Below are 20,560 nucleotides of genomic sequence, written 5' to 3' on the forward strand. Positions count from 1 at the left end.
ATGCCGCACGAATTCTCGCTCATCGAACAACCGCTGTTCTCCGCCGTGTCGGTAAACCGCGCGGCGCATCTTCGCGGAAACACCGAAGAGCTGGAGAAGGAGTGGCCGACCGCGCTCGTCATGCGAGTCGACGAACGCGGCCGGTTCCGCACGGAAGTCGTCGAAAACCCCGGCGAAGGCGATCGGGGTGGCAAGCGCCTGCGCCTTTCCTTCGATCCGGCCTTCGATGTCGCCGAGCGGCCCCCGCACCTCGCCGTGTTCCTCGGCATCGCGCCGAACGGGCGCCACATCTGGGCGATGCAGGCGGACTCGCTGGGCGATCAAGGAGTGTCGGACCTGCGCTCGAGTGGGGAATTCTTGCTCCCTCACGACGCCGCGCTCGCCGCTGAGGCGGTGGCACTACTCGCGTGGCACCGCCTCAACACCTTCGGTAAGAACCCGGAAGCCCACATCACTCGCACACAATCGGGTTGGGCGGGATTCGATCCGAGCAACGATATCGAAGAGTTCCCACGCACCGATCCCGCGGTGATCTGCCTCGTCCACGACGGGCACCGCAAGATTTTGCTGTCCCGCAACTCGCAGTGGACCCAGAACTTCTACTCGGTCCTCGCTGGATTCGTCGAGGCCGGCGAATCGCTGGAGAATTGCGTCAAGCGGGAGATCTTCGAAGAGGTCGGCCTCGACGTGTCCGACCCCAGCTATCTCGGAAGCCAGCCGTGGCCGTTTCCGCGCTCACTCATGCTCGGGTTCCACGCGCGCGCCGATCCGAACCAGAAGATCGCTCACCGCGACGGCGAGATCAGCGAATCGCTGTGGCTCGACGTGCGCGACGTCGAAAAGATACTGCGCGGGGATGATCCGAACATGGTGCTCCCCACCGGGGTGTCCATCGCTCGGGTCATGATCGACTCATGGGTGGCCGCCGTCAACGACGAGCTCGAACTGGGAGTGGACGACCGTCCCAGCTGAGCCGGAGGTTATTCGGCAGCAGCGGCGAGTTCGTCGAGCTTCGCGCGCACCTTCGATGCGCCGGGGTTCGTCTCGGTCGATCCGTCGGAGAACAGCAATGTCGGAACGACCCGGTTGCCGTCATTCACGGACTCGACGAATGCGGCGGCGTCTGAATCGGCCTCGACATCGATCTCCGTGTACGGCGTCTCAGATTCGTCGAGCAGCTTCTTCAGACGCTGGCAGAACGGGCACCAGCTCGTGGTGAACATCGTGAAATCGCGCGGGGCGCCGGGGACAGCGGTCGATTCAGCAGTCATGGTCACAAATCTACCCACGTCCCCAAATCGCCGCCGCGTCGAGTCACAGCTACTGCGCATCACGGCCGCCGCACTAGTGCACCCAGTTTGTCGGGGACGGCTGCCATCATAGGGTGGGCAGACGAAACAGAACCACAGAAGTACTTATAGATGACGGCGCACGTGCCGTGGGAAAGGCGGGGCCGGGCTCAGATGGCAGCGCAAGTAAAGCCCACCGGGGGCCTGTCGAACATTCTCGACGGGCTCGACCCGCAACAGCGAGAAGCCGTCCTCGCTCCCCGCGGTCCCGTCTGCATCCTCGCCGGTGCGGGCACGGGCAAGACCCGCACCATCACGCGTCGCATCGCCTACCTCGTCGAACAGGGACACGTACGGGCCGATCAGGTCCTCGCCGTCACCTTCACTTCCCGCGCTGCCGGCGAGCTGCGCAGCCGGTTGGCGTCTCTCGGTACGCTGCAGGCCGGGACGGGGACGGTCCAGGCACGCACCTTCCACGCTGCAGCCCTGCGCAACCTCCGCTTCTTCTGGCAGCGAGCGTACGGCGATACGCAATGGGAACTGCTCGACAACAAGTTTCGCGCCGTCGCGCAGTCTGCACGCCGTACCGGCCTCGACGCGGGGACAGACATGCTCCGAGATCTCATCTCCGAGATCGATTGGGCGAAATCCTCGCTGGTTCCCCCCGATGCCTACGCCGAGCGGGCCAGGGCGCTGGAACGCGATACGCCGGTGCGTCGGGAGCAGGTGGCCGAGATCTACCGCACGTACGAGGAGCTCAAGGTCGCCGGAGAGGTGCGGCTGTTGGATTTCGACGATCTCCTCGGTTATATGGCCACCGCCCTCGAGGAGGTGCCCGACATCGCCCGCGAGTTCCGTGACCGCTACCGCTGCTTCGTGGTCGACGAGTTCCAGGACATCACCCCGAGTCAGGAACGCCTGTTGCGCGCCTGGCTCGGTCCGCGCAACGATCTCACCGTTGTCGGCGACGTCAATCAGACGATCTACACGTTCGCAGGCGCGGAACCGAACTACCTGTTGCGGTTCGGCGCGCAACACGATAATGCGGTGCAGGTCAAGCTCGAATCGGACTATCGCTCGACCCCTCAGATCGTCGACTTCGCCAACGGCGTCATCAAGGGCGGATCGAAGCGATTCCAGGCCGCCGGCCTCACCCTCCGCGGCATGCGCGCGCCGGGCCCACTCCCGCAGCTTGCCGAGTACCCGGACGAGGACCAGGAGGCCGCGGGCGTCGCCGCGGAGATCGCCGAGCTCATCGCCTGCGGCGTCGCCGCCTCCGAGATCGCGGTGCTCTACCGCGTCAACTCCCAGTCCGAACGTATTGAGGCGGCGCTCGATTCGCAGGGCATCTCCTACCTGGTCAAGGGAGGAGAAGGGTTCTTCGACCGGCCGGAGATCAAGCAGGCGATGACAGTATTCGTCCGCCTCGCCGGCAACCCCGACGTGGCCGCCGCCGACACCACGCCCCAAGAGGTGTCCGCGCGGATGCGCGCCGCACTGCACCCCGTGGGGCTGACCGATGCGGAGCCTTCGGGGGAGAAGGCGCGCGATAAGTGGCGCGCCCTCGACGCCCTCGCAGGTCTCGCCGAGGAGCTCGCCGCGCAACCGGTCGACCCGGAAAGCGGAGCAGGGCGAACCCTCTCCGGGGTCGTCGCCGCTTTGCGCGAGCGGGCGAGTGCGCGTCACGCGCCGCAGACTGACGGCGTCACTCTCGCGACCATCCACGCGGCCAAGGGGCTCGAATGGGATGCGGTATTCCTCATCGGTGCGCACGAGGGGAATATCCCGATCAGCCACGCGATCAAGAAGGGCCCTGAGGCCGTCGAGGAGGAGCGGCGCCTGCTCTACGTCGGCGTCACCCGCGCGCGCGAACACCTCTACGTCTCATGGGCCAAGGCACGGAACCCCGGCGGCCGCGCAACCCGGCAGCCGAGCGGCCTGCTCGATGAGGTCATGCCGGACGAACTGCGCGCAGAGGCCCTCATCCCGCGCGGAAATTCGGGCAAGCGCACTGACGGGTGCAAGAACTGTGGCTCCGACGTCCCGCCGGACCGTAAGGGCTTCAGCTACTGCTCCGACTGCGCCACCGATGCCGACTATGAAATGTTCGACCGCCTGCGCTCGTGGCGCCGCGACGTCGCCGGAGAAAAACCGGTCTACACGGTCTTCTCCAACGACACTCTCGCCGCCATCGCCGTGGCGCGGCCGGCAAATACGCGCGAACTCGGCCGAATCAAGGGAATCGGATCGCACAAGCTAGACGCTTTCGGTCCCGCGGTCTTGACTCTTCTCGCAGAGTAGGGCTCGTCCTGCTCCGCGGCGCGGGTCAGGCCTCGTCGGCCATGTCGAAGATGTGCGGCATCCAATGCTTGACCGTCGCGCGGTATGACACGGTCGATTCCAGCTGGCACAAGATGCCGACCGAACCGCCGAGCACACGGTGGATCATCGCGTACTTGCGAGGAAGCGAAAACGAACGCTCGACGCGGAACTGCTCGCCGGTGACGTCGCCGTAGACCGCGGCGATGTTCTGCATCCACTCGCGGCTGAACGAGAACTCGTCGCTGTGTAGCGGCTCGATAAACGGCCGGAGGAAAGCCATCGCGGAGTCGGCCGAAAGGTCGGCGCGCTTGGCGAGGTAGCCCTCCGAGCGCATGAGCTCGAGCAGGTCCTCGCCGCGGTCGGCGAGCGCGAGACCCATCATCTGTTCGAGGGCGCCGGGGAAACCATAGGGAAGATCGATGATCGCGCCGAAATCGAGGGCGACCATCGTGCCGTCCTGTGCGATGAGGAAATTCCCAGGGTGCGGGTCCCCGTGCAGCGCGCCGGCCAGTGACGGTGAAGCGAACTGGAACTCGGTGAGGAGCTCGGCCGCACGCGCGCGCCGCTCCGGAGTTCCGTCGGCGATGACCTTCGTCAACGGCTCGCCCTCGGCCCATTCGGAGACCACGACCTTCGGGGCGCTGGCCAGCACGGCGGGAGCGCTGATCTGCGGGTGATCGGCAAAAGCGCGGTGGAAGCGGCGCTGGTTGTCCGCCTCGGAACGGTAGTCGAGTTCCGCGGCGGCGGATTCGCTCAGCTCGTCGACGACGGCCTTGATGTCGGTTCCCGGCGAAAGCGGGCGCATGAGTGGGGCGACTCGGCGGATCTGACGCAGATCCGACAACAGTGCATCGTCCGCGCCCGGATACTGGATCTTGACAGCTACCTCGCGACCGTCAGACCAGACTCCGCGGTGGACCTGGCCGATCGAGGCGGCCTTGACCGCGTTGAGGTCCAGGTCGGTGAAACGCTTCCGCCAGGCGGTGCCCAGCTGCTGGTCGAGAACATGTGCAACGGTCTCCGGCGGCAACGGGGGCGCCTCGGCCTGCAATTTCGACAGCGATTCGCGGAAGGGTTTGGCGTATCGCTCGGGCATCGACGCCTCGAAGACGCTGAGGGCCTGGCCGACCTTCATCGCCCCGCCCTTGAGCTCGCCGAGCACTGCGAACGCCTGATCGGCGGCCGAATCCAGGAGTTCCTGACTCAGCTCGCCATCGCTTCGGCCGACGGCACGCCGCCCGATTGAGCGTGCCGCATTGCCCGCGACGCCAAGAGGCAAACTTGCCAGCTTGACGGCCCGAGACCTCGAACTGCGGCGTACTTCATTCACGCCACCACTATGCCAAAGTCGGCCTCCGAGGCGCCGCACCCACAGCGTGAGTGGGGTTGCCATTTGCGGCGCCGCCACAGCCCCTGTTCGACCGAGATCTCGACAGAATGACCGAGGGTGAGCATGGACTCCGCGCCGCTGCGGCGGAGCGTATTCATCTCCGCCAACACGAGCGCGACCGCCGATACGCGGGAGGGAATCGGTGCCCATCCGCTGGTAAACAGCAGTTGCGCCGACATCGCCGGCCACTGCGGATTGCGGTCGGTCCTATACAGGTCCGCACAACGAAGGCACGCCGTGCGTGCCGGCACCACCGTCGGACCGACGACGACCCTGCCATCGCGGCAGGCGAGGTAAATGTGAGGAGTACCACTCCTGGCGAGCGCGTCGAGAACGAGTGGATCCGGGACCAGATCATCGGCGAGAACGACGATGTCTGCCGGGCCCAGACGCTGCCACGGCGGCCGCTCGAGGTCGAGGCGAAGCCCGAGCCTCTCAGACCACTGGCAGCGGAACCCGGCCTGGCCGAGCGGGGCTTCGACGCGGCGGGCCATGTCCCCGCGCCCGACCATGTGAACCACGGAGCCACCCGGTTCCGGAGGACATTGGGGTCCACGCCCGGGCGCGGATTCCCACGGATCCGGCACCGCCCGGCCACGTTCCAGTACACCCTCGGCCACCAGCGATTCCACGAGCTCGGAGATGACATTCTCGTAAGTAGAGGAAAGGGACGTGGATGCGAGTGCGTGCGGCAGCGGGGTTTCCCCGTCGAGGCGATGGAGAACAGCGAGCATGTCCCGCGCCCGCACTCCGCGGGGGAGCGGAACTGTGAGCGCCACATCGTCGCTCAACCCGAACTGGAGCTCCTCCTCGCCCCGGCACAGGGCAATGGTGCGCGCGGGGAGAGCGGGATAGGCCTGCGGGACGAGCGTGACCGGCGTCATGGGTGAAACACTTCCACGACCCGGGTGCGCCATGGGGGCGCTACTTTCGCGGCCGCGCGCCGCGCTACATTGGGCGAATGCACTCCGAACCCGGCGCGTTTCCCACCGACCCCGACGACCCGTCGGTCGACATCGTGCGGTCGTCGCGGCGCAAGCGCACGGTGTCCGCGCGGGTCGAGGGCGATCGGGTGGTCGTTCGGGTTCCGGCTGGGCTCTCGCGCGCCGAGGAGCGGGGACACGTGACCAATATGCTCGCCAGCCTCGCCCGCAAACACGGACGTTCGAATACCCGTGGATCAGACGCCTACCTGCGGCGCAGGGCTCGAGAGCTCGCGGAGAAATGGCTGGACACCCCGCGCGGGAAGCCGGTGATCGACGACCTCCGGTCCATCACCTGGGTCGCTCCGATGCGCACGCGGTGGGCATCCTGCACGCCGGCGACTGGCACTATCCGCGTGAGTAGCTCGCTTCAGCGCGCCCCCGGGTATGTGCTCGACTACATCCTCGTCCACGAGCTCGCGCACCTTCGCACGCACGGCCACACGGCGGAATTCTGGCGCCGCGTCGGAGCCTTCCCGCACGTCGAACGGGCGCACGGGTTCCTGCAGGCCTGGTCGCTTTTCGCGGATGACGTCGCCGGTACCGCGCCCGACATGTCGGGCGCGGAGCCGGAGGACTGGAGCGAACCCGACGACCACTAGCCGCCTGGCGGAGCGTCCGGCTCGCTAGCGCTGCTCCGGGGAATCGGGACCGGCGCCGTCACCTGATTCGTTGTCCTTGTCGGATCCGCCGGGCTCCTCGCCGGCGTGTTCGCGCAGGTAGTTTTCGATCTCCTCGAACGGATCGACAGGGCCGGATCCCCCCTCGGACGAGTCCGCCGCATCCGGGGAGCCGGCAACCTTCGAGGCTTCCTCATCAGCGGCGAGGATCCGGTCGATGACGGCCGCGGGATTGGAGATGTCCTCGGCGCCGGGGAGCAGATCAGGGTGCGACCACAGGCGATCGCGGTCGGCGGTGCCCACCGAATCGGTGATGCGCTGCCACATCGTCGCGGCCTCGCGTGCCATGCGGGGGCGCAGCTCGAGCCCGACCATGTCCGCAAACGTCTTCTCGGCCGCGCCACCGGTCGCTCGGCGGCGAATCCAGGTCTCGCGCAGCGCCGACGTGCTCGGCAGTCGATCGGTGATCGCGGCGGACACGACGACGTCGACCCAGCCCTCGACGAGAGCGAGAAGCGTTTCCAGGCGCTTCGCAGCCTGCTCGTTGACGTTCGAGATCTTCGGACCGATGTCGCCGCCGCTGAGCATCTCCTGCATCTTCTGCGGGTCGGACAGAATCGACGGATCGAATCCGCCGGAGTTCATCTTCCCCGCGAGGTCGTCCATCGACGAGGTATCGATGCGAATGCCGCGCGCGTACTCCTCGATCGTCGCGACCATGCGCGAACGCAGCCAAGGCGCGGCCGCGTAGAGCCGCACGTGCGCAGCCTCGCGCGCCGCGCAGAACACCATTACCTCCTGCGCCGGAAGCTCGAGCTCCTCTGCGAAATCCGAGACCGCCTTCGGCAGGAGCGCTGCCGTGCCCTCGGGGGCGAAGGGGAGACCGATCTCCGAGGCGAACAGCACCTCCGGGGCGAGCGCGGCAAGGCCTTGGCCGAGCTGCATCCCGAATCCGACCTGTCCGGCCTTCTCGAGCATCCCGAACAGCGGGCCGGCCATCTGCTTGGCCTCCTCGGGCATAGCCTCCTTGGACGCGCCGCCGACCTGCTCTGCCATGGGGCCGGCGATCTCCTTCCACGAATCCATCGACTTCTGGACCCAGGTGCGCGGCGTCCACGCCTCCTGGCGATGCGTCGCCGTGGGGAACTCGGTGGTGTCGTCGAGCCACAACTCCGCGAGGCGCAGCGACTCCGTGACGGCGGAGTTCTGCTTCTCCGTGGCGTGAGTGTCCTTCGCGAGCTGGCCGAGCGCGATGTTCTCGGCGAGCTGGTAATTAACCGGGTCATCCGTGGACTGATTCATCGCCGTGCCCATGGAGCCGAGCATCTGGCCGAACTGGTTGAGGATCGCGCCGAGATCGCCGCCGAATCCACCGGGCGGCTGCTGGCCGCCGGAGCCACCGCCGGCATTGCCGGTTCCGCCGGCGCCCGGGAAACCGAAGCCGAACCCGAAACCGCCGGGCTGCTGCTGGCCGTTGCCGCTGCCATCGCCGCCGCTGCCGTTGTTTTTCTCGTTGCCCTTTCCAGACGAGTCCTCACCGTCGTCGCCTGAAGAAGCTGAAAATCCGAAGGGCTGATTCATGCCACCACGCTACCGAACCCATGGGCGCGAAAGCACCGCCTCAGGGGGGCTGTTCGCGCTGGGCGTAACCGGGAATACCGCATGGATCGACGAGAAAACCCGGCGGCAAAGCGCGGGATTGTCCGGTCGGGTCGATAGGCTGGTCCGCGTGAGCCGCAGAATCAGCACCCTCCTGGTCGCTTTCGTGACCCTGGCCCTCGCTGTCGTTGCCTCGTTCACCGTTCGCGTTCCCCTCGTCGCGATGGGGCCCGGCCCGGTGTTCGACACGCTCGGCACGGTCGAGGTGCCCGAGGGGTCGGTCGACGACCCGATGGGCGGCGCTGGGGGAACGGCATCGGGCGGTGGCGGCGAAGGCGACGAGGACACCGTCGCCCGGCCCATCGTCGAGATCACCGGCGCCGAGCCGGATTCGACCGAGGGCGTGCTGGATATGACCACCGTCGCCGTCCACCAGAACCTGCGCTTCGCCGATGCGCTCACGCTGTGGCTCGACCCGAAGCAGACGGTTGTCCCGCGGGATCAGGTGTTTCCGCCCGATCGCACGCAGGAGCAGGTCGACGAGCAGAACGCGCAGCTCATGGTCGGCTCGGAGAATTCCGCGGCCGCCGCGGCGTTCCGCCACCTGGATCTGCCGATGGTGCCGACTGTGCGGGGCATCGTCGAGGGCGGCGCGGCCGACGGGCTGCTCGAGGAGGGCGACCGCATTCTCACCATTGACGGGAAGAAGATCGCCGACTCGAACGCGTTGGTCGAGTACGTCTCCGCCAAGCGTCCCGGGGACGAGCTCGACGTGGAATTCGAGCGGCCTGCGACGTCATCCGGTGATGATGGTGCGGGGCCGGGTTCCGGCGGCACCGAGAAGTTGGAAGAAACGGTCAAGCTCACTCCGGGCGACCCCGAGGAGGGCACCGAACCGGACCAGGGCTACCTCGGCGTGATGGTCGGGGACCTGCCCGCGAACGGGACGAACGTGAAGATCAACCTCGACGATTCGGTCGGCGGGCCCAGCGCCGGGCTCATGTTCGCGCTCGCGATCGTCGACAAGCTCAGCCCCGGGGAGCTCACGGCCGGCAAACACATCGCCGGAACCGGCGAGATCGACGGGGAGGGAGAAGTCGGGCCGATTGGCGGAATCCGCCACAAGATCGTTGCCGCGCATGACGACGGGGCCACGGCATTCCTCGTGCCGGCCGACAATTGCGCCGAGGCGATGACGGATCCGCCGGAGGGCATCGACTTGGTGAAGGTCGGCACCCTCGACGACGCGGTCGACGCGCTGGACGCGCTGGGCTCCGGCCGCGAGCCGCAGACCTGTACGACGGGATAGTTATCACGGGGTAGTACTGCGGGGGTCGGGGGCGCTTGCTTAATGCACACGGCGCGGGTGCGGGTTCGCTGCGTAAAGTGAATCTCACGTTGTACCTTCGGGCCTGGGCGCTGCCGCGCACCCGCGGCCCGGCTTGCTCTTGAGAAGGGATCGCCCTTGCGATTCGGTAATACTGACAGTCCCCGCGGACCGGTCGGCCCCCGCCAGGGAGCCCCGCTCACCGGACGGTCCAAGACGATTCTCGGCGTTGTCGTCGCGCTCCTGGTGCTCATTCAGGTTGTGCCCCGCCTGAACAACACCTACACGGAATTCCTGTGGTTCGGTTCGCTTGACGCGACCCAGGTGTTCCGGACGGAGATCCTCACGCGGATCGCGCTGTTCTTCATCGTCGCGATCCTCGTCGCCGGCGCGATGATCGGCTCGGCGACGATCGCCTACCGCAAGCGGCCGGTGCTCGTGCGCGGTCCCGGGCAGGAGGCGCTCGCCCGCTACCAGAACGCGGTGGAGTCGGGAAGCAAGTGGATGCTCGCCGTCCCGCCGGTACTCATCGGTCTCCTCGCGGGGCTGTTCGCACAGGCCGAGTGGCAGACGGCGATTGCGTTCTTCAATTCGACACCGTTCGGCGTGACCGATCCGCAGTTCGGCATGGACATTTCCTTCTACGCCTTCCAGCTCGGCTTCTGGCGGTTCGTGCTCACGTGGGTGATGGTGCTCATCGTGCTGGCGCTGCTCACGGGCGCGCTTACTCACTACGTCTTCGGCGGGATCAGAATCGGTGCGAAGGACGGGGTCTTCTCCAAGGCCGCGCGAATCCAGCTGGCGATTCTCGCGGGGATGTTCGTTCTCGCCAAGGCCGTCGCGTACTGGTTCGACCGCTATGAGCTGATGTATTCGGAAGGGCAGACCTTCACTGGTGCCGGCTACACCGACGTCAACGCCGTGATGCCGGCGAAGATCTTCCTGTTCGCCGTGTCGATCCTCTGCGCCATCGCCTTCTTCGCCGTCGTCGTGTTCAAGGATCTGCGCATCCCGGCGATCGCGACGGTCCTGCTCATCTTCTCCGCCGGTGTCGTCGGCTCGGCCTACCCGCTGCTCGTCGAGCAATTCTCGGTCAACCCGAACCGCGCCGAGAAGGAACGCGAGTACATCGAGCGAAATATCGCGGCCACACGCGACGCCTTCGGAGTCGGGCCGGACAAAGTCAACTACGACTACGAATGGGGCCAACCGGCTGCCAATCCGGAGGAAGCTTCGGAGACCAATGCCACGCTGGAGAATATCCGCGTGCTCGACCCGACGGTCCTCAGCCCGACGTTCACGCAACAACAGCAGCTGCGTAACTTCTTCGGCTTCCCCGACGAGTTGTCGATCGACCGGTACAACGTCGACGGCGAAATGCAGGACTACGTGGTGGGTGCGCGCGAGATCAACCCGAACACGCTGCGCGAGAACCAGCAGGACTGGATCAACCGCCGCACCGTGTACACGCACGGCACCGGGCTCGTGATGGCCCCGGCGGACCGCGTCAACGAGCTCGCAGACGACGCCGGCTCCGATTCCGGCGGCTTCCCGAGCTACACGACTCTCGACGTCGCCGGACGCGAGGGCGCGAACCCGCCCGCCCAAGTCGAGCAGCCGCGCATCTACTATGGGCCGCTCGTTGGCTCGGTCGACGACGATTACGCGATCGTCAACGCGTCGGGCGATCCGCGCGAGTACGACACCGACACCGAGCGATACACCTATTCAGGAGATGGCGGCGTACAGATCGGCGGGCTGCTCAACCGGCTCGCGTTCTCACTGCGCTTCACTGAGCGCAACATCCTGTTCTCCGATCTGATCGACGGCGACTCGAAGGTGGTCTTCGACCGCGACCCGATGGAGCGCGTGGAGAAGGTCGCCCCGTGGCTGACGACGGACGAGAAGACCTACCCGACGATCGTCGACGGCCGAGTCAAGTGGATCGTGGACGGGTACACGACTCTCGACTCCTACCCATACGGTCAGCGCGTCGCCCTCGGCGAGCCGGACCGCGACCCGAACACCGGCGCGGTGCTCGGAACGAACGAGGTGTCCTACGCGAGGAACTCGGTCAAGGCGGTCGTCGATGCCTACGACGGCTCGGTCGACCTCTACGAGATGGACGAGAACGACCCTGTCCTCAAGACCTGGTCGAAGGCGTTCCCCGGGCTGGTCAAGCCGCATTCGGAGATGAGCGAGGAACTGCTGGAGCACGTCCGATACCCGGAGGATTTGTTCAATACCCAGCGACAGCTCATCGCCAAATACCACGTGTCGGATCCGAGCCAGTTCTTCACCAACGACGCGTTCTGGTCGATCCCGGCGGACCTTTCTTCGCGGGGTGATCAGCGGGCGGCGCAGAACGCCGCGGCTCCGCAGAGCCCGACCGCCGCGACGAACAACGACGGGCCGACCGGCGGCATCGAGGCAACGGATGACTTCGTGCCGCAGCCCTCGAGCTACGTGGTCGCCGCGGACCCGAAGACGGGGGAGCCGTCGTTCCAGCTGCAGTCGGTCTTCCGTGGCTTCCAGCGAGAAATCTTCGCCGCGCACATGACGGCTAGCTCGGATCCGAACAATTACGGCGAGCTCACAGTCCGCGCCCAGGGGCCGTCGCCCGAACCCAGGGTCGGTCCCACGCAGGCGCAGAACTCGATGCTCAGTGCCCCGCGCGTGGCCGAGGACCGTCGACTGTGGACGCAGACAGCGCGCATCACCGAGGGCAACATGCTCTCCCTCGCGCTCGATGACGGCTCGGTGATGTACGTCGTGCCGATCTACGCACAGCGAAATACCGGTGACGGCGAGGAGACCAGCTTCCCGCGCCTGCTGCGCGTGATGATGTTCTACGACGATCAGGTCGGCTACGGACGCTCGGTCTACGAGGCGCTGCAGCAGGTCAACATCGACTCCTCGCCGCGCGAAACCGGTACGGCGGCAGATGGCGAGATGCCGACGGATACCGAGACGCGTCCCGCCGACGAGAGCTCGGACGACGCGGGCACGAGCGAGGGCTCGGCGCCGTCGACGCCGTCGCCGAGCGCGGGCCAGGCGGGCGCGGGCCAGGCGGGCGCGGTACGCGAGCTCGAGGATGCGCTGAAGCAAGTCGAGGACGCGCAGTCCGGAGGCGATCTCGGGGACCTCGGAGAGGCGCTCGACGCGCTCCAGCAGGCCGTCGACGCCTACAACGCCGCCGGAGGTAACTAGCCAAAAGCGCAGCTCACGCCTCGATTTGCTTTTAGGATTCACCTCCACGTAACGTAGGTGAAGCCGACGCGGGGTGGAGCAGCTCGGTAGCTCGCTGGGCTCATAACCCAGAGGTCGCAGGTTCGAATCCTGTCCCCGCTACTAAGAAAAGTCCCGGTCTTCGAGAAATCGAAGACCGGGACTTTTGCGTTGCGCCCGGGTGCCCTGGGGGCAGGGGGCTTAGGAGCCCGGGTTTATGGCGGAGACGATCCACACGGTGTCGGTAAAGCGGACTGCGCCATCGGTAATACTGTCGGCGACATCCGCGCGGATCGTCTTGAGCGCCTCGGACCAGCCGGCCTCGCCGCGTTCGGCGACGATGGCCTCGCGGAGGGCGCGTCCGGTGTTGCCGGCGAGCGCGATCTGCATCCGCTCGTCGACCCCTGTTGATTCTTCGGTCCCGTAATTTATCTCGACACTTACGGGCGTGGCCTTGATGTCGGTCCAACCGCCCGGCGTCATACTTGTTCCTATTTTCGAGGCCGTGGCGAGCCCGAGCGGACCGGGGGAGTCGATGCCCGGGGCAGGCGGCAGCGTACCCGCGGGGAGCGTGGCGGCGACCCGGCGCAGGCCATGGCCGAAGATGTTCTCGGCCGAGTGGTGCCACGAGGCAAAAGCGATGCGTGCGCCCGGGACGCAGGCGCGGCGAAGGTTCGCGAAGGCTGCAGCCGGATCGGAGAAGAACATGACACCGAAACGCGAGACGATGCGGTCGAAGGGGGCCGAGCCCGTTTCGGTGAGGAGATCGGCTTCCTGCGCGTCGCCGCTGACGACGGTGGCGGCAGGTACGCGCTCGCGGGCCGCTGAGACCATGGGCGCAGAGATGTCCACGCCGTAGGGGAGCGCGCCGAGCTCGTGGGCGCGGGAGAGGAGCGTGCCTGCGCCGCAGCCGACATCGAGCACTCGGTGGCCGGGCCGGAGGTCGGCGCGCGCCAGTACGGCATCGGTGACGGCGGCGAACGCCCTGTCGTAGATGTCTCGGTGACGCACCCATTCGGCGGCTTTGGATTCCCACTCGGTGGCGGCGGAGTCATTGTTCATACTTCACGAAGATACGCGCGGTGGAGGTGAGGAAATATCGAGCGAAGTTCAAACGTCTCGCCTGCACAGATTTTAATTGGGCAAACAGAGGCTTAATATTTCGCGCATGTCTAATGCAACGTCCCTTCCCGGCGATTCTTCGCCGGCCGAGGAGGAGAAGCCGGCGCTCGCCGATTCGGAGCACGGCTTCTTCGGCCACCCCTGGGGTCTGGCCAATCTTTCCGGAATCGAAATGTGGGAGCGCTTCAGCTTCTACGGCATGCAGGCGCTCGTCGCCTACTACATCTACTATTCGGTCGCCGATGGCGGACTCGGGTACAGCGAGGCGGTCGGCACGTCGATCGTCGGTGCGTACGGCGGGCTCGTCTACCTTTCCGCCATCTTCGGCGGCTGGGTCTCCGACCGCCTCTTCGGCGCCGAGCGAACGCTGACCGGTGCGGCCGTTCTCATCATGGCCGGACACATCGCTCTGGCGCTGATCCCCGGGATGGCCGGTGTCGGAATCGGCCTCGTCTGCGTGGCGATTGGCTCGGGCACGCTCAAGGCCACGACCTCGGTGGTCGTTGGCGCCATGTACCGCCGGTCCGACATGCGCCGCGACGCGGCGTTCTCGATCTACTACATGGGTGTCAATATCGGCGGCCTGCTCGGTCCGCTGCTCACGAACGCGCTGTGGGAGGCGACCAACTTCCACTGGGGCTTCGCGCTCGCCGCGATCGGCATGGGCGCCGGCCTCATCCAGTACGTCGCCATGCGCGGCCGCACGCTGAGCTCGATCCCCAAGGGTGCACCGAATCCGGCGACGAGCTTCGAGATCCTCCGCGTTGCCGGCGCGGCCGTCGTCGTCATCGCCGCGATCCTCATCTCGGCGCTCACCGGTCTGCTCACGTTCGATAACCTCGCGAGCACCGTCACGGTCGTGACGCTGATCGCCGCCGTCGTCCTGTTCGGGATGATTCTTTCGTCCAAGGAGATCGACGCCGTCGAGCGCTCGCGCGTGATCGCCTTTATCCCGATGTTCCTCGCCTCGTGCGGTTTCTGGGCGCTGTTCCAGCAGCAGTTCACCTCGATCGCGGTGCTCGCCGACCAGGCCCTCGACCGCAACATCCTCGGCTGGGAATTCCCGCCCGGCTGGGTGCAATCGATCAACCCGCTGTTCATCATCGTCTTCGCCGGCGTGTTCTCGGCAATGTGGCTAAAGCTCGGCGACCGCCAGATCTCGACCCCGTACAAGTTCGCACTGTCGAACGTCATCATGGGTATTGCGTTCCTCGTGTTCATCCCCTTCACCGAGGGATTGATCCCCATGTACGTCATGGTCGGCGTGCTCTTCCTGTTCACGATGGCCGAGCTTCTGCTGTCCCCGCTGGGGCAGTCGCTGGCGACGAAGCTCGCCCCGACCGCGTTCAACTCCCAGATGGTCGCGCTGTTCTTCCTGTCCGTCGCGATCGGCTCGTCCGCCTCGGGCTGGCTGGCCGGCTTCTACAACCCGGACGACTCCGCGGCGACGAACCAGTACTTCATGTGGATCGGCATCGCCTCGATCGTGCTGGGAATCGTCATGGCGCTCATCGCCAAGCCCATCGTGCGCATGATGCATGGGGTGCGCTAGAAGCGTTGCCTTCGCCGGTGCGGCGGCGTCGGCGGGTGTTCCCGTGCGCCTCGACACCTCAGGCCGAATTCACTGCGGCAGGCCTATGGTTTTCCGCCCGCGCGCAGTGAATCGGCCGGACCGGACTTGTGTTCCCCCGGGCCGAGAGCGGGTGAAGCGCCCGCGCGCGGCTACTCGCGGTGGGAAAGCACGTTGACGACGTGGCCGTCGTGGGTGCGCACGAAGAAGCGGCGCACGCCCCAGTCTTCGTCGCGCAACGGGTGGACGATCTCGGCGCCAGCGGCCCGAGCGTGTGCGAACGCGGCGTCCACGTCGTCGACCTCGAGCGAGAGGTCGGGGTTGACCGGGGCCGAGATGTCGCGCGTGAGGACGCTGAACTGCGGCATCCCCGCGCCGCCACCCGGCGCTGCGGTGCCGAGGGTTGCGATCCACCCGAGATTCATGAGCACGTCGAGCCCCAGGAGCGATTCGTATTCGGCGACGGCAGCGGCCACATCGGCGACCGTGAGGATAGGGACTGCGCGGCGAAGGTCCATGCACCCATCGTGCCCGAAACCCCAGAATGACGCCGGAGTGAGCACCATCACAATCACCGCCGCTCCCGGCGTCGCGTGGCCGGCGACCGCCCGGCGCTGCGAGCGGAGCGAGACCCCGGAAGCGCGCAGAAGCCGAGACCCGAGAATTGCCGTATGCCAGGAATTTCACGGATGTAGCCCGAGATCGCGGTTGCCGGGAGAGCGCAGCGTCTCCGACGTCATCCAGCGGGGTTTGCCGCAGCGCCCGGCGACGTCCACATGGCGGGACTCGGGGCCGAATCGGGCGAAATGGTTTGCATGCGAATCGACTGCATGAGTAGCGTCGCGGCAGTCCGAAAATGATCACGGATTGGTCACTAAGCCATTACGGCCGGGTGACCGAAACGAGATTGAAGGAAAACATCTTCCTGACCGACCCCAAGGAGGTCCGAACAGATGCGTAACCGTTTCGCACGACTCACTGCAGGTGCACTCTTCGCCGGTGCCATCGCCAGCGGCGGTGCACTCCTCTCCGGCCCGGCCGCCAACGCCGCGGCGCCGGAGGCATGGGACCAGGTCGCCGCCTGCGAGTCCGGCGGTGACTGGCAGATCAACACCGGAAACGGTTTCCAGGGTGGCCTCCAGTTCACGCCGGAGACCTGGGCCGCCAACGGGGGCACCGAGTTCGCGCCGACCGCCGACCAGGCGACCCGCGAGCAGCAGATCCAGGTTGCCGAGAGCGTCCTCGCCACGCAGGGCGCCGGAGCATGGCCGAACTGCGGCGGCCCCGTCGCGTAATACGCGCATTGCCGCGCAAGCCCGCGCTACCGCGCGGCGCTCGGCGTCGATGGCCCCGACTTCCATTCGATGGAGGCCGGGGCCATCGGCATTTCCGTACCAGCTCTTTCGGGGGCGCAATCCGCCACCCGGCACAAGCCGAGCGATCGCTCGGTAATCTGGACGGAGCAGGGCTGTGATGTGAAACACAGTCCACGTCGTGGGCGCGCACTCAGTTCCCTGTCGAATCAGGAGAGCGGGTGCCGTCATGGCCGGAAATCTGGATAACAAGGTCGCATTCATCACGGGAGCTGCGCGCGGGCAGGGCAGGAGCCACGCAGTGCGCCTCGCACAGGACGGTGCGGACATCATCGCCGTCGATATCACTACGCCCGTGGGGTCCTTGGAGGGCTTCTATGACATCGCACAGCCAGGGGACATGGAGGAGACCGTCCGCCAGGTCGAGGCTCTGGGGCGACGAATTGTGGCCCGCGAGGCCGATGTTCGGGATCTCGAGGCGCTCAAGCTCGCCGTAAGCGAGGGGGTGGCCGAGCTCGGTTCGCTCGACATCGTCGTGGCCAATGCGGGCATCTTCACGTTCGGCCAGGATACCCATCTGATTCCCGAGCGCTCCTGGAACGATATCCAAGACATCAACCTCACCGGCGTATGGCATACGTACGCTGCGGCCGCGGAGCATCTTATCGCCGCCGGGGCGGGCGGATCGGTCATCATCATCTCCTCGCTGGCTGGCTTCAAGGGGCTGGCCAATGTCGCCGCTTACACCACGGCCAAGCACGGGATCGTCGGATTGATGAAGGTGCTCGCCAACGAGCTCGGTCCGCTCGGGATCCGCGTGAACACGATTCACCCGAACTCCATCGACACCCCGATGGTGAAGAACGCGAAAACCTATGGACTCTTCCGGCCCGACCTGGAGTCCCCGCAGGCGGAGGATGCCGAGGCTGCGTTCGCCGGGCTCAATCCGTTCGGTAAAGCGTGGATCGAACCGGTACACGTCTCGAATGCCGTTGCCTGGCTCGCTTCCGATCAGTCCTACTACGTTTCCGGTGGCGAAATTCCGGTCGACGGCGCCGCGTCGGTGCACTGAGGCTGATGGCTCACTCCTGCTGAGCGCGCACCCGAATAGGGCGGATATCTGCACGCCAAAGTTGATAGCCGGTCTGCCGCATGGAAGGTGAAGAGTTTCTCAGTCTCGCCACTAGCGAGGGATCGTTGCTGGTGGATCGCCGTTTCTTGCGAATCGCACGTCGTATGTGGCGTGGAGACGAGTAAGGGGAGTATGAGAGTCGTTGAACGAAATCCGGAATTTGTCGGTGAGTGCATTAAACTTACCGGGTAGTTGTGCTTTCCCGCCGCCTGGGCGGGATCCGAAAGGAGACCGTATGCGGGTCACGTCCCTGCGCCTCATCCCCAGCTCCGCGCGCGCCTTATGGGCCATGCTCTTCGCCGTCGCCCTGGTCGGCTCGTTGTTGACGTCGGCCACCGCGTTCGCACCGAATGCGCAGGCGCAGGAGGCTCGTCCCGTTCTCGGCGGCGGTACGCCGCTACTATTTGATGGCGGCAAGGCTCTGTGTACGGCCACCGCATCCGGATGGGATAACGCTAACCGGGCGATCGTCTTCACGGCGGGACACTGCAGCTCTGCGGTCGGCGAGGCCGTGGAGGTACCGGGCGCCGGCACCACAGGCCACGTCGTCGCCCGCAACGAGATCCTCGACTACTCGGTCGTCCAGGTCGACCCGAACAAGGTCACTCTCGTCCGCCAGGCGGGCGTTGCCGACCGCGGCGCGCCACCGAACCAGGGCGACAACATCTGTAAGCTCGGCGCCTCGACGGGCCTTACTTGTGGCCCGACATGGCAGGTCGCCGACAACACGATCTACTCGCAGGTGTGCGCCGGCCGGGGCGATTCCGGCGGACCGGTGATGAACGGCGACCGCCTCGTCGGCATGCTCAACGGCGGCACCATGCCGCCGCTGGCGCAGGACGCCGGCGTCGGTTCGGTGGGCAACGTCCTTCCAGAGTGCTTCATCTCGTGGCAGCACCCGTTCTTCCTGCCCGCCTATGGGACGACGTTCGACGCGATCGTCAACGACGTCGCGGCGCGCAATTGGCCGGGCACCGGCTTCCGGATGGCCTAGCCCGCGCCTCGCATACGAACGAGAAGGCGCCGCCCCGAAGAATTCGGGGCGGCGCCTTCGACGTGTTCGCCAGCGTCCGTGGACTACCTGTAGACGCCCGCCCGCGCCGCGTTTTCGGACAGCTCGACGCGGCCATCGGAGTGGAACGTCGCCTGCGAGGTCCCACCGCCGGGTAGATGGGCCGTGACGATCTTCGGCCACGCCGTCGCGAAAGAACCGGCTTCCGGACGTGCCAAATCGACTTCGATTTCGTGCATATGAAATTCCCCCTGTATGAACCTCTCGCCCCCCCAGCGAGAGAATTCGATACTAATACGCCGGGCATGCGGGGCGCATCCCACACGCGGCGTCGGGGGAGGGATTCAAGGGGTGCGTAAATACGACTACTCCCCGGGGCGGACCTGAAATCTCAGGGCCTACCCCGGGGAGTAGTGACGGCGGAGACGCCGCGCTACCGCGGCGAGCCTCCTACTTGAGCTCGGAAGACGAGAGATTGAGCACGCGCCGGGCGATGACCAGCTGCTGGATCTGCTGGGTGCCCTCGAAGATGTCGAGGATCTTCGAGTCGCGCGACCACTTCTCGAGGAGCGAGCGCTCCGAGTAGCCGTAGGTTCCGGCGAGCTCGACGGCTCCGAGGGTTACCGAGGAGCCGGTGCGGCCGGCCTTGGCCTTACACATCGAGGCTTCCTTGGTGTTCGGGAGCTTGTTGTCGGCCATCCATGCCGCACGGAGGGTGAGCAGGTAGGCGGACTCCCAGTCGGACTCCATCTCGAGGTACTTGGCGACCACGGCGGGCTGCTGGTTCGAGGGAACGTCGTAGTCGATCTCGTAGCCGGCCTCTTCGATGAGGCCGCGGATCTCCTCGAGTGCGGCACGAGCACAGCCGACAGCCATGCCCGCGACCAGCGGACGGGTGTTGTCGAAGGTCTGCATCGCGCCGGCGAAGCCCTTGTCCGTGCGCACCTCCGGATCACCCATGAGGTTTTCCTTCGGGATACGGCAGTTGTCGAACGTGATCTGCGCCGTGTCCGAGGCCTTGATGCCGAGCTTGTGCTCAAGGCGGTCGAGGTTGACGCCCGGGTGATCGAGTGGAACGACGAACGACTTGATCGCCGCACGGCCGGCGGACTTGTCCACGGTCGCCCACACGACGATGTGGTCGGCGCGCGAGCCGGAGGTGATGAAGATCTTCGTGCCGTTGATGACGTACTCGTCGCCATCGAGCTTCGCGGTCGTGGACACGGCGGCCGAGTCCGAACCGAACGACGGCTCGGTGATGGCCATCGAGGCCCACACGTTGCCGAAGCGCTCGAGCTGCTCGTCATCGGCGACAGCGGCGATGGCGGAGTTGCCGAGTCCCTGGTAAGGGACCGACAGGGTGAGTCCGACGTCGCCGAAGCAGGTTTCCATGACATTGAGCAGCGACATCATGTTGCCGCCGTTCTGGTTGCCCTTGGACTCCTTGTTGCCGCGGCCGCCCTTCGCGCCCGCAGCCGCCTCACCCGCGTCTTCCATCGCGGCCATGAGGTTGGCGAGGGTGTCGAGCTCGACCGGGTACTCGTGCTCGGCGAGATCGTACTTGCGAGAGACCGGACGGAAGATCTGCGTAGCTACCTGGTGCGCCTGATTCTGCGCCGCCTGCAGCTTCTTAGGAAGTTCGAGATTGATCAT

Annotated in this window: 17 protein-coding genes and 1 tRNA gene; 10 read left to right on the top strand and 8 right to left on the bottom strand. The window is 66.2% G+C overall.

Annotation, left to right across the window (positions count from 1 at the left end):
* On the top strand, positions 1-972 hold the full coding sequence (gene nudC / locus BJL86_RS05235) for an NAD(+) diphosphatase (protein ID WP_067474874.1): 972 nt from the start codon (positions 1-3) through the stop codon (positions 970-972).
* A gap of 8 nt (positions 973-980) precedes the next feature.
* Here the strand turns inward: nudC and BJL86_RS05240 are convergent, their stop codons facing one another.
* Positions 981-1,271, bottom strand: coding sequence for a mycoredoxin (locus BJL86_RS05240; protein WP_067474877.1), 291 nt, complete (start codon positions 1,269-1,271; stop codon positions 981-983).
* A gap of 192 nt (positions 1,272-1,463) precedes the next feature.
* Between BJL86_RS05240 and BJL86_RS05245 the strand changes: the two genes are divergently transcribed.
* Positions 1,464-3,590, top strand: a complete 2,127-nt coding sequence (locus tag BJL86_RS05245) for an ATP-dependent DNA helicase UvrD2 (RefSeq protein WP_067474880.1) — start codon at positions 1,464-1,466, stop codon at positions 3,588-3,590.
* Between the two features lie 25 nt (positions 3,591-3,615).
* On the opposite strand, the gene BJL86_RS05250 is transcribed toward BJL86_RS05245, so the two are convergent.
* Both BJL86_RS05250 and BJL86_RS05255 read right to left on the bottom strand, forming a co-directional pair.
* Complete coding sequence (locus tag BJL86_RS05250; protein ID WP_067474883.1) at positions 3,616-4,941, bottom strand: ABC1 kinase family protein; 1,326 nt, start codon at positions 4,939-4,941, stop codon at positions 3,616-3,618.
* Entirely contained in the window at positions 4,938-5,885 is a 948-nt protein-coding gene (locus BJL86_RS05255; protein ID WP_067474887.1) for a hypothetical protein, read from the bottom strand. The genes BJL86_RS05250 and BJL86_RS05255 overlap by 4 nt, the downstream gene beginning before the upstream one ends.
* Positions 5,886-5,962: 77 nt before the next feature.
* Between BJL86_RS05255 and BJL86_RS05260 the strand changes: the two genes are divergently transcribed.
* Positions 5,963-6,586, top strand: a complete 624-nt coding sequence (locus tag BJL86_RS05260; protein ID WP_075845152.1) for a M48 metallopeptidase family protein — start codon at positions 5,963-5,965, stop codon at positions 6,584-6,586.
* Between the two features lie 24 nt (positions 6,587-6,610).
* On the opposite strand, the gene BJL86_RS05265 is transcribed toward BJL86_RS05260, so the two are convergent.
* Entirely contained in the window at positions 6,611-8,185 is a 1,575-nt protein-coding gene (locus BJL86_RS05265; RefSeq protein ID WP_067474893.1) for a zinc-dependent metalloprotease, read from the bottom strand.
* Positions 8,186-8,333: 148 nt separating this feature from the next.
* Between BJL86_RS05265 and BJL86_RS05270 the strand changes: the two genes are divergently transcribed.
* The 3 genes from BJL86_RS05270 to BJL86_RS05280 all read left to right on the top strand — a co-directional run bounded on the left by BJL86_RS05270 (position 8,334) and on the right by BJL86_RS05280 (position 12,881).
* Positions 8,334-9,512, top strand: coding sequence for a YlbL family protein (locus BJL86_RS05270; protein ID WP_067474896.1), 1,179 nt, complete (start codon positions 8,334-8,336; stop codon positions 9,510-9,512).
* 156 nt (positions 9,513-9,668) lie between these two features.
* On the top strand, positions 9,669-12,740 hold the full coding sequence (locus tag BJL86_RS05275; RefSeq protein ID WP_075844863.1) for a UPF0182 family membrane protein: 3,072 nt from the start codon (positions 9,669-9,671) through the stop codon (positions 12,738-12,740).
* 67 nt (positions 12,741-12,807) lie between these two features.
* Positions 12,808-12,881, top strand: a tRNA-Met gene (locus tag BJL86_RS05280).
* A 78-nt stretch (positions 12,882-12,959) separates the two neighbouring features.
* Here BJL86_RS05280 and BJL86_RS05285 read toward each other — a convergent pair.
* On the bottom strand, positions 12,960-13,820 hold the full coding sequence (locus BJL86_RS05285) for a class I SAM-dependent methyltransferase (protein ID WP_067474899.1): 861 nt from the start codon (positions 13,818-13,820) through the stop codon (positions 12,960-12,962).
* Positions 13,821-13,926: 106 nt separating this feature from the next.
* Between BJL86_RS05285 and BJL86_RS05290 the strand changes: the two genes are divergently transcribed.
* Positions 13,927-15,432 (top strand): peptide MFS transporter, encoded by a 1,506-nt coding sequence (locus BJL86_RS05290; RefSeq protein ID WP_067474902.1) that lies wholly within the window; start codon positions 13,927-13,929, stop codon positions 15,430-15,432.
* A gap of 170 nt (positions 15,433-15,602) precedes the next feature.
* Here BJL86_RS05290 and BJL86_RS05295 read toward each other — a convergent pair whose 3' ends face one another.
* A complete protein-coding gene (locus BJL86_RS05295) occupies positions 15,603-15,968 on the bottom strand; it encodes a VOC family protein (RefSeq protein ID WP_067474905.1) in 366 nt (121 codons plus the stop codon).
* Between the two features lie 435 nt (positions 15,969-16,403).
* On the opposite strand from BJL86_RS05295, the gene BJL86_RS05300 reads away from it, so the two are divergent.
* The 3 genes from BJL86_RS05300 (at position 16,404) to BJL86_RS05310 (ending at position 18,889) form a co-directional block, all read left to right on the top strand.
* Positions 16,404-16,745, top strand: coding sequence for a transglycosylase family protein (locus BJL86_RS05300; RefSeq protein ID WP_067474908.1), 342 nt, complete (start codon positions 16,404-16,406; stop codon positions 16,743-16,745).
* Positions 16,746-16,992: 247 nt separating this feature from the next.
* Positions 16,993-17,835, top strand: coding sequence for a mycofactocin-coupled SDR family oxidoreductase (locus BJL86_RS05305; RefSeq protein WP_067474911.1), 843 nt, complete (start codon positions 16,993-16,995; stop codon positions 17,833-17,835).
* A gap of 295 nt (positions 17,836-18,130) precedes the next feature.
* Positions 18,131-18,889 (top strand): S1 family peptidase, encoded by a 759-nt coding sequence (locus BJL86_RS05310; protein ID WP_231887221.1) that lies wholly within the window; start codon positions 18,131-18,133, stop codon positions 18,887-18,889.
* Between the two features lie 83 nt (positions 18,890-18,972).
* On the opposite strand, the gene BJL86_RS17090 is transcribed toward BJL86_RS05310, so the two are convergent.
* Positions 18,973-19,146 (bottom strand): hypothetical protein, encoded by a 174-nt coding sequence (locus BJL86_RS17090; RefSeq protein ID WP_156515320.1) that lies wholly within the window; start codon positions 19,144-19,146, stop codon positions 18,973-18,975.
* Between the two features lie 211 nt (positions 19,147-19,357).
* Positions 19,358-20,560, bottom strand: a complete 1,203-nt coding sequence (locus tag BJL86_RS05315; RefSeq protein ID WP_067474912.1) for an acyl-CoA dehydrogenase family protein — start codon at positions 20,558-20,560, stop codon at positions 19,358-19,360.

This window comes from Dietzia timorensis, from assembly GCF_001659785.1.
Lineage (GTDB): Bacteria > Actinomycetota > Actinomycetes > Mycobacteriales > Mycobacteriaceae > Dietzia > Dietzia timorensis.

Bases quoted from the DNA above. Each gene is read 5' to 3' on its own strand.
- nudC (WP_067474874.1), top strand. From the start codon at position 1: ATGCCGCACGAATTCTCGCTCATCGAACAACCGCTGTTCTCCGCCGTG.
- BJL86_RS05240 (WP_067474877.1), bottom strand. From the start codon at position 1,271: ATGACTGCTGAATCGACCGCTGTCCCCGGCGCCCCGCGCGATTTCACG.
- BJL86_RS05245 (WP_067474880.1), top strand. From the start codon at position 1,464: ATGGCAGCGCAAGTAAAGCCCACCGGGGGCCTGTCGAACATTCTCGAC.
- BJL86_RS05255 (WP_067474887.1), bottom strand. From the start codon at position 5,885: ATGACGCCGGTCACGCTCGTCCCGCAGGCCTATCCCGCTCTCCCCGCG.
- BJL86_RS05260 (WP_075845152.1), top strand. From the start codon at position 5,963: ATGCACTCCGAACCCGGCGCGTTTCCCACCGACCCCGACGACCCGTCG.
- BJL86_RS05265 (WP_067474893.1), bottom strand. From the start codon at position 8,185: ATGAATCAGCCCTTCGGATTTTCAGCTTCTTCAGGCGACGACGGTGAG.
- BJL86_RS05285 (WP_067474899.1), bottom strand. From the start codon at position 13,820: ATGAACAATGACTCCGCCGCCACCGAGTGGGAATCCAAAGCCGCCGAA.
- BJL86_RS05290 (WP_067474902.1), top strand. From the start codon at position 13,927: ATGTCTAATGCAACGTCCCTTCCCGGCGATTCTTCGCCGGCCGAGGAG.
- BJL86_RS05295 (WP_067474905.1), bottom strand. From the start codon at position 15,968: ATGGACCTTCGCCGCGCAGTCCCTATCCTCACGGTCGCCGATGTGGCC.
- BJL86_RS05300 (WP_067474908.1), top strand. From the start codon at position 16,404: ATGCGTAACCGTTTCGCACGACTCACTGCAGGTGCACTCTTCGCCGGT.
- BJL86_RS05305 (WP_067474911.1), top strand. From the start codon at position 16,993: ATGGCCGGAAATCTGGATAACAAGGTCGCATTCATCACGGGAGCTGCG.
- BJL86_RS05310 (WP_231887221.1), top strand. From the start codon at position 18,131: ATGCGGGTCACGTCCCTGCGCCTCATCCCCAGCTCCGCGCGCGCCTTA.
- BJL86_RS17090 (WP_156515320.1), bottom strand. From the start codon at position 19,146: ATGCACGAAATCGAAGTCGATTTGGCACGTCCGGAAGCCGGTTCTTTC.
- BJL86_RS05315 (WP_067474912.1), bottom strand. From the start codon at position 20,560: ATGATCAATCTCGAACTTCCTAAGAAGCTGCAGGCGGCGCAGAATCAG.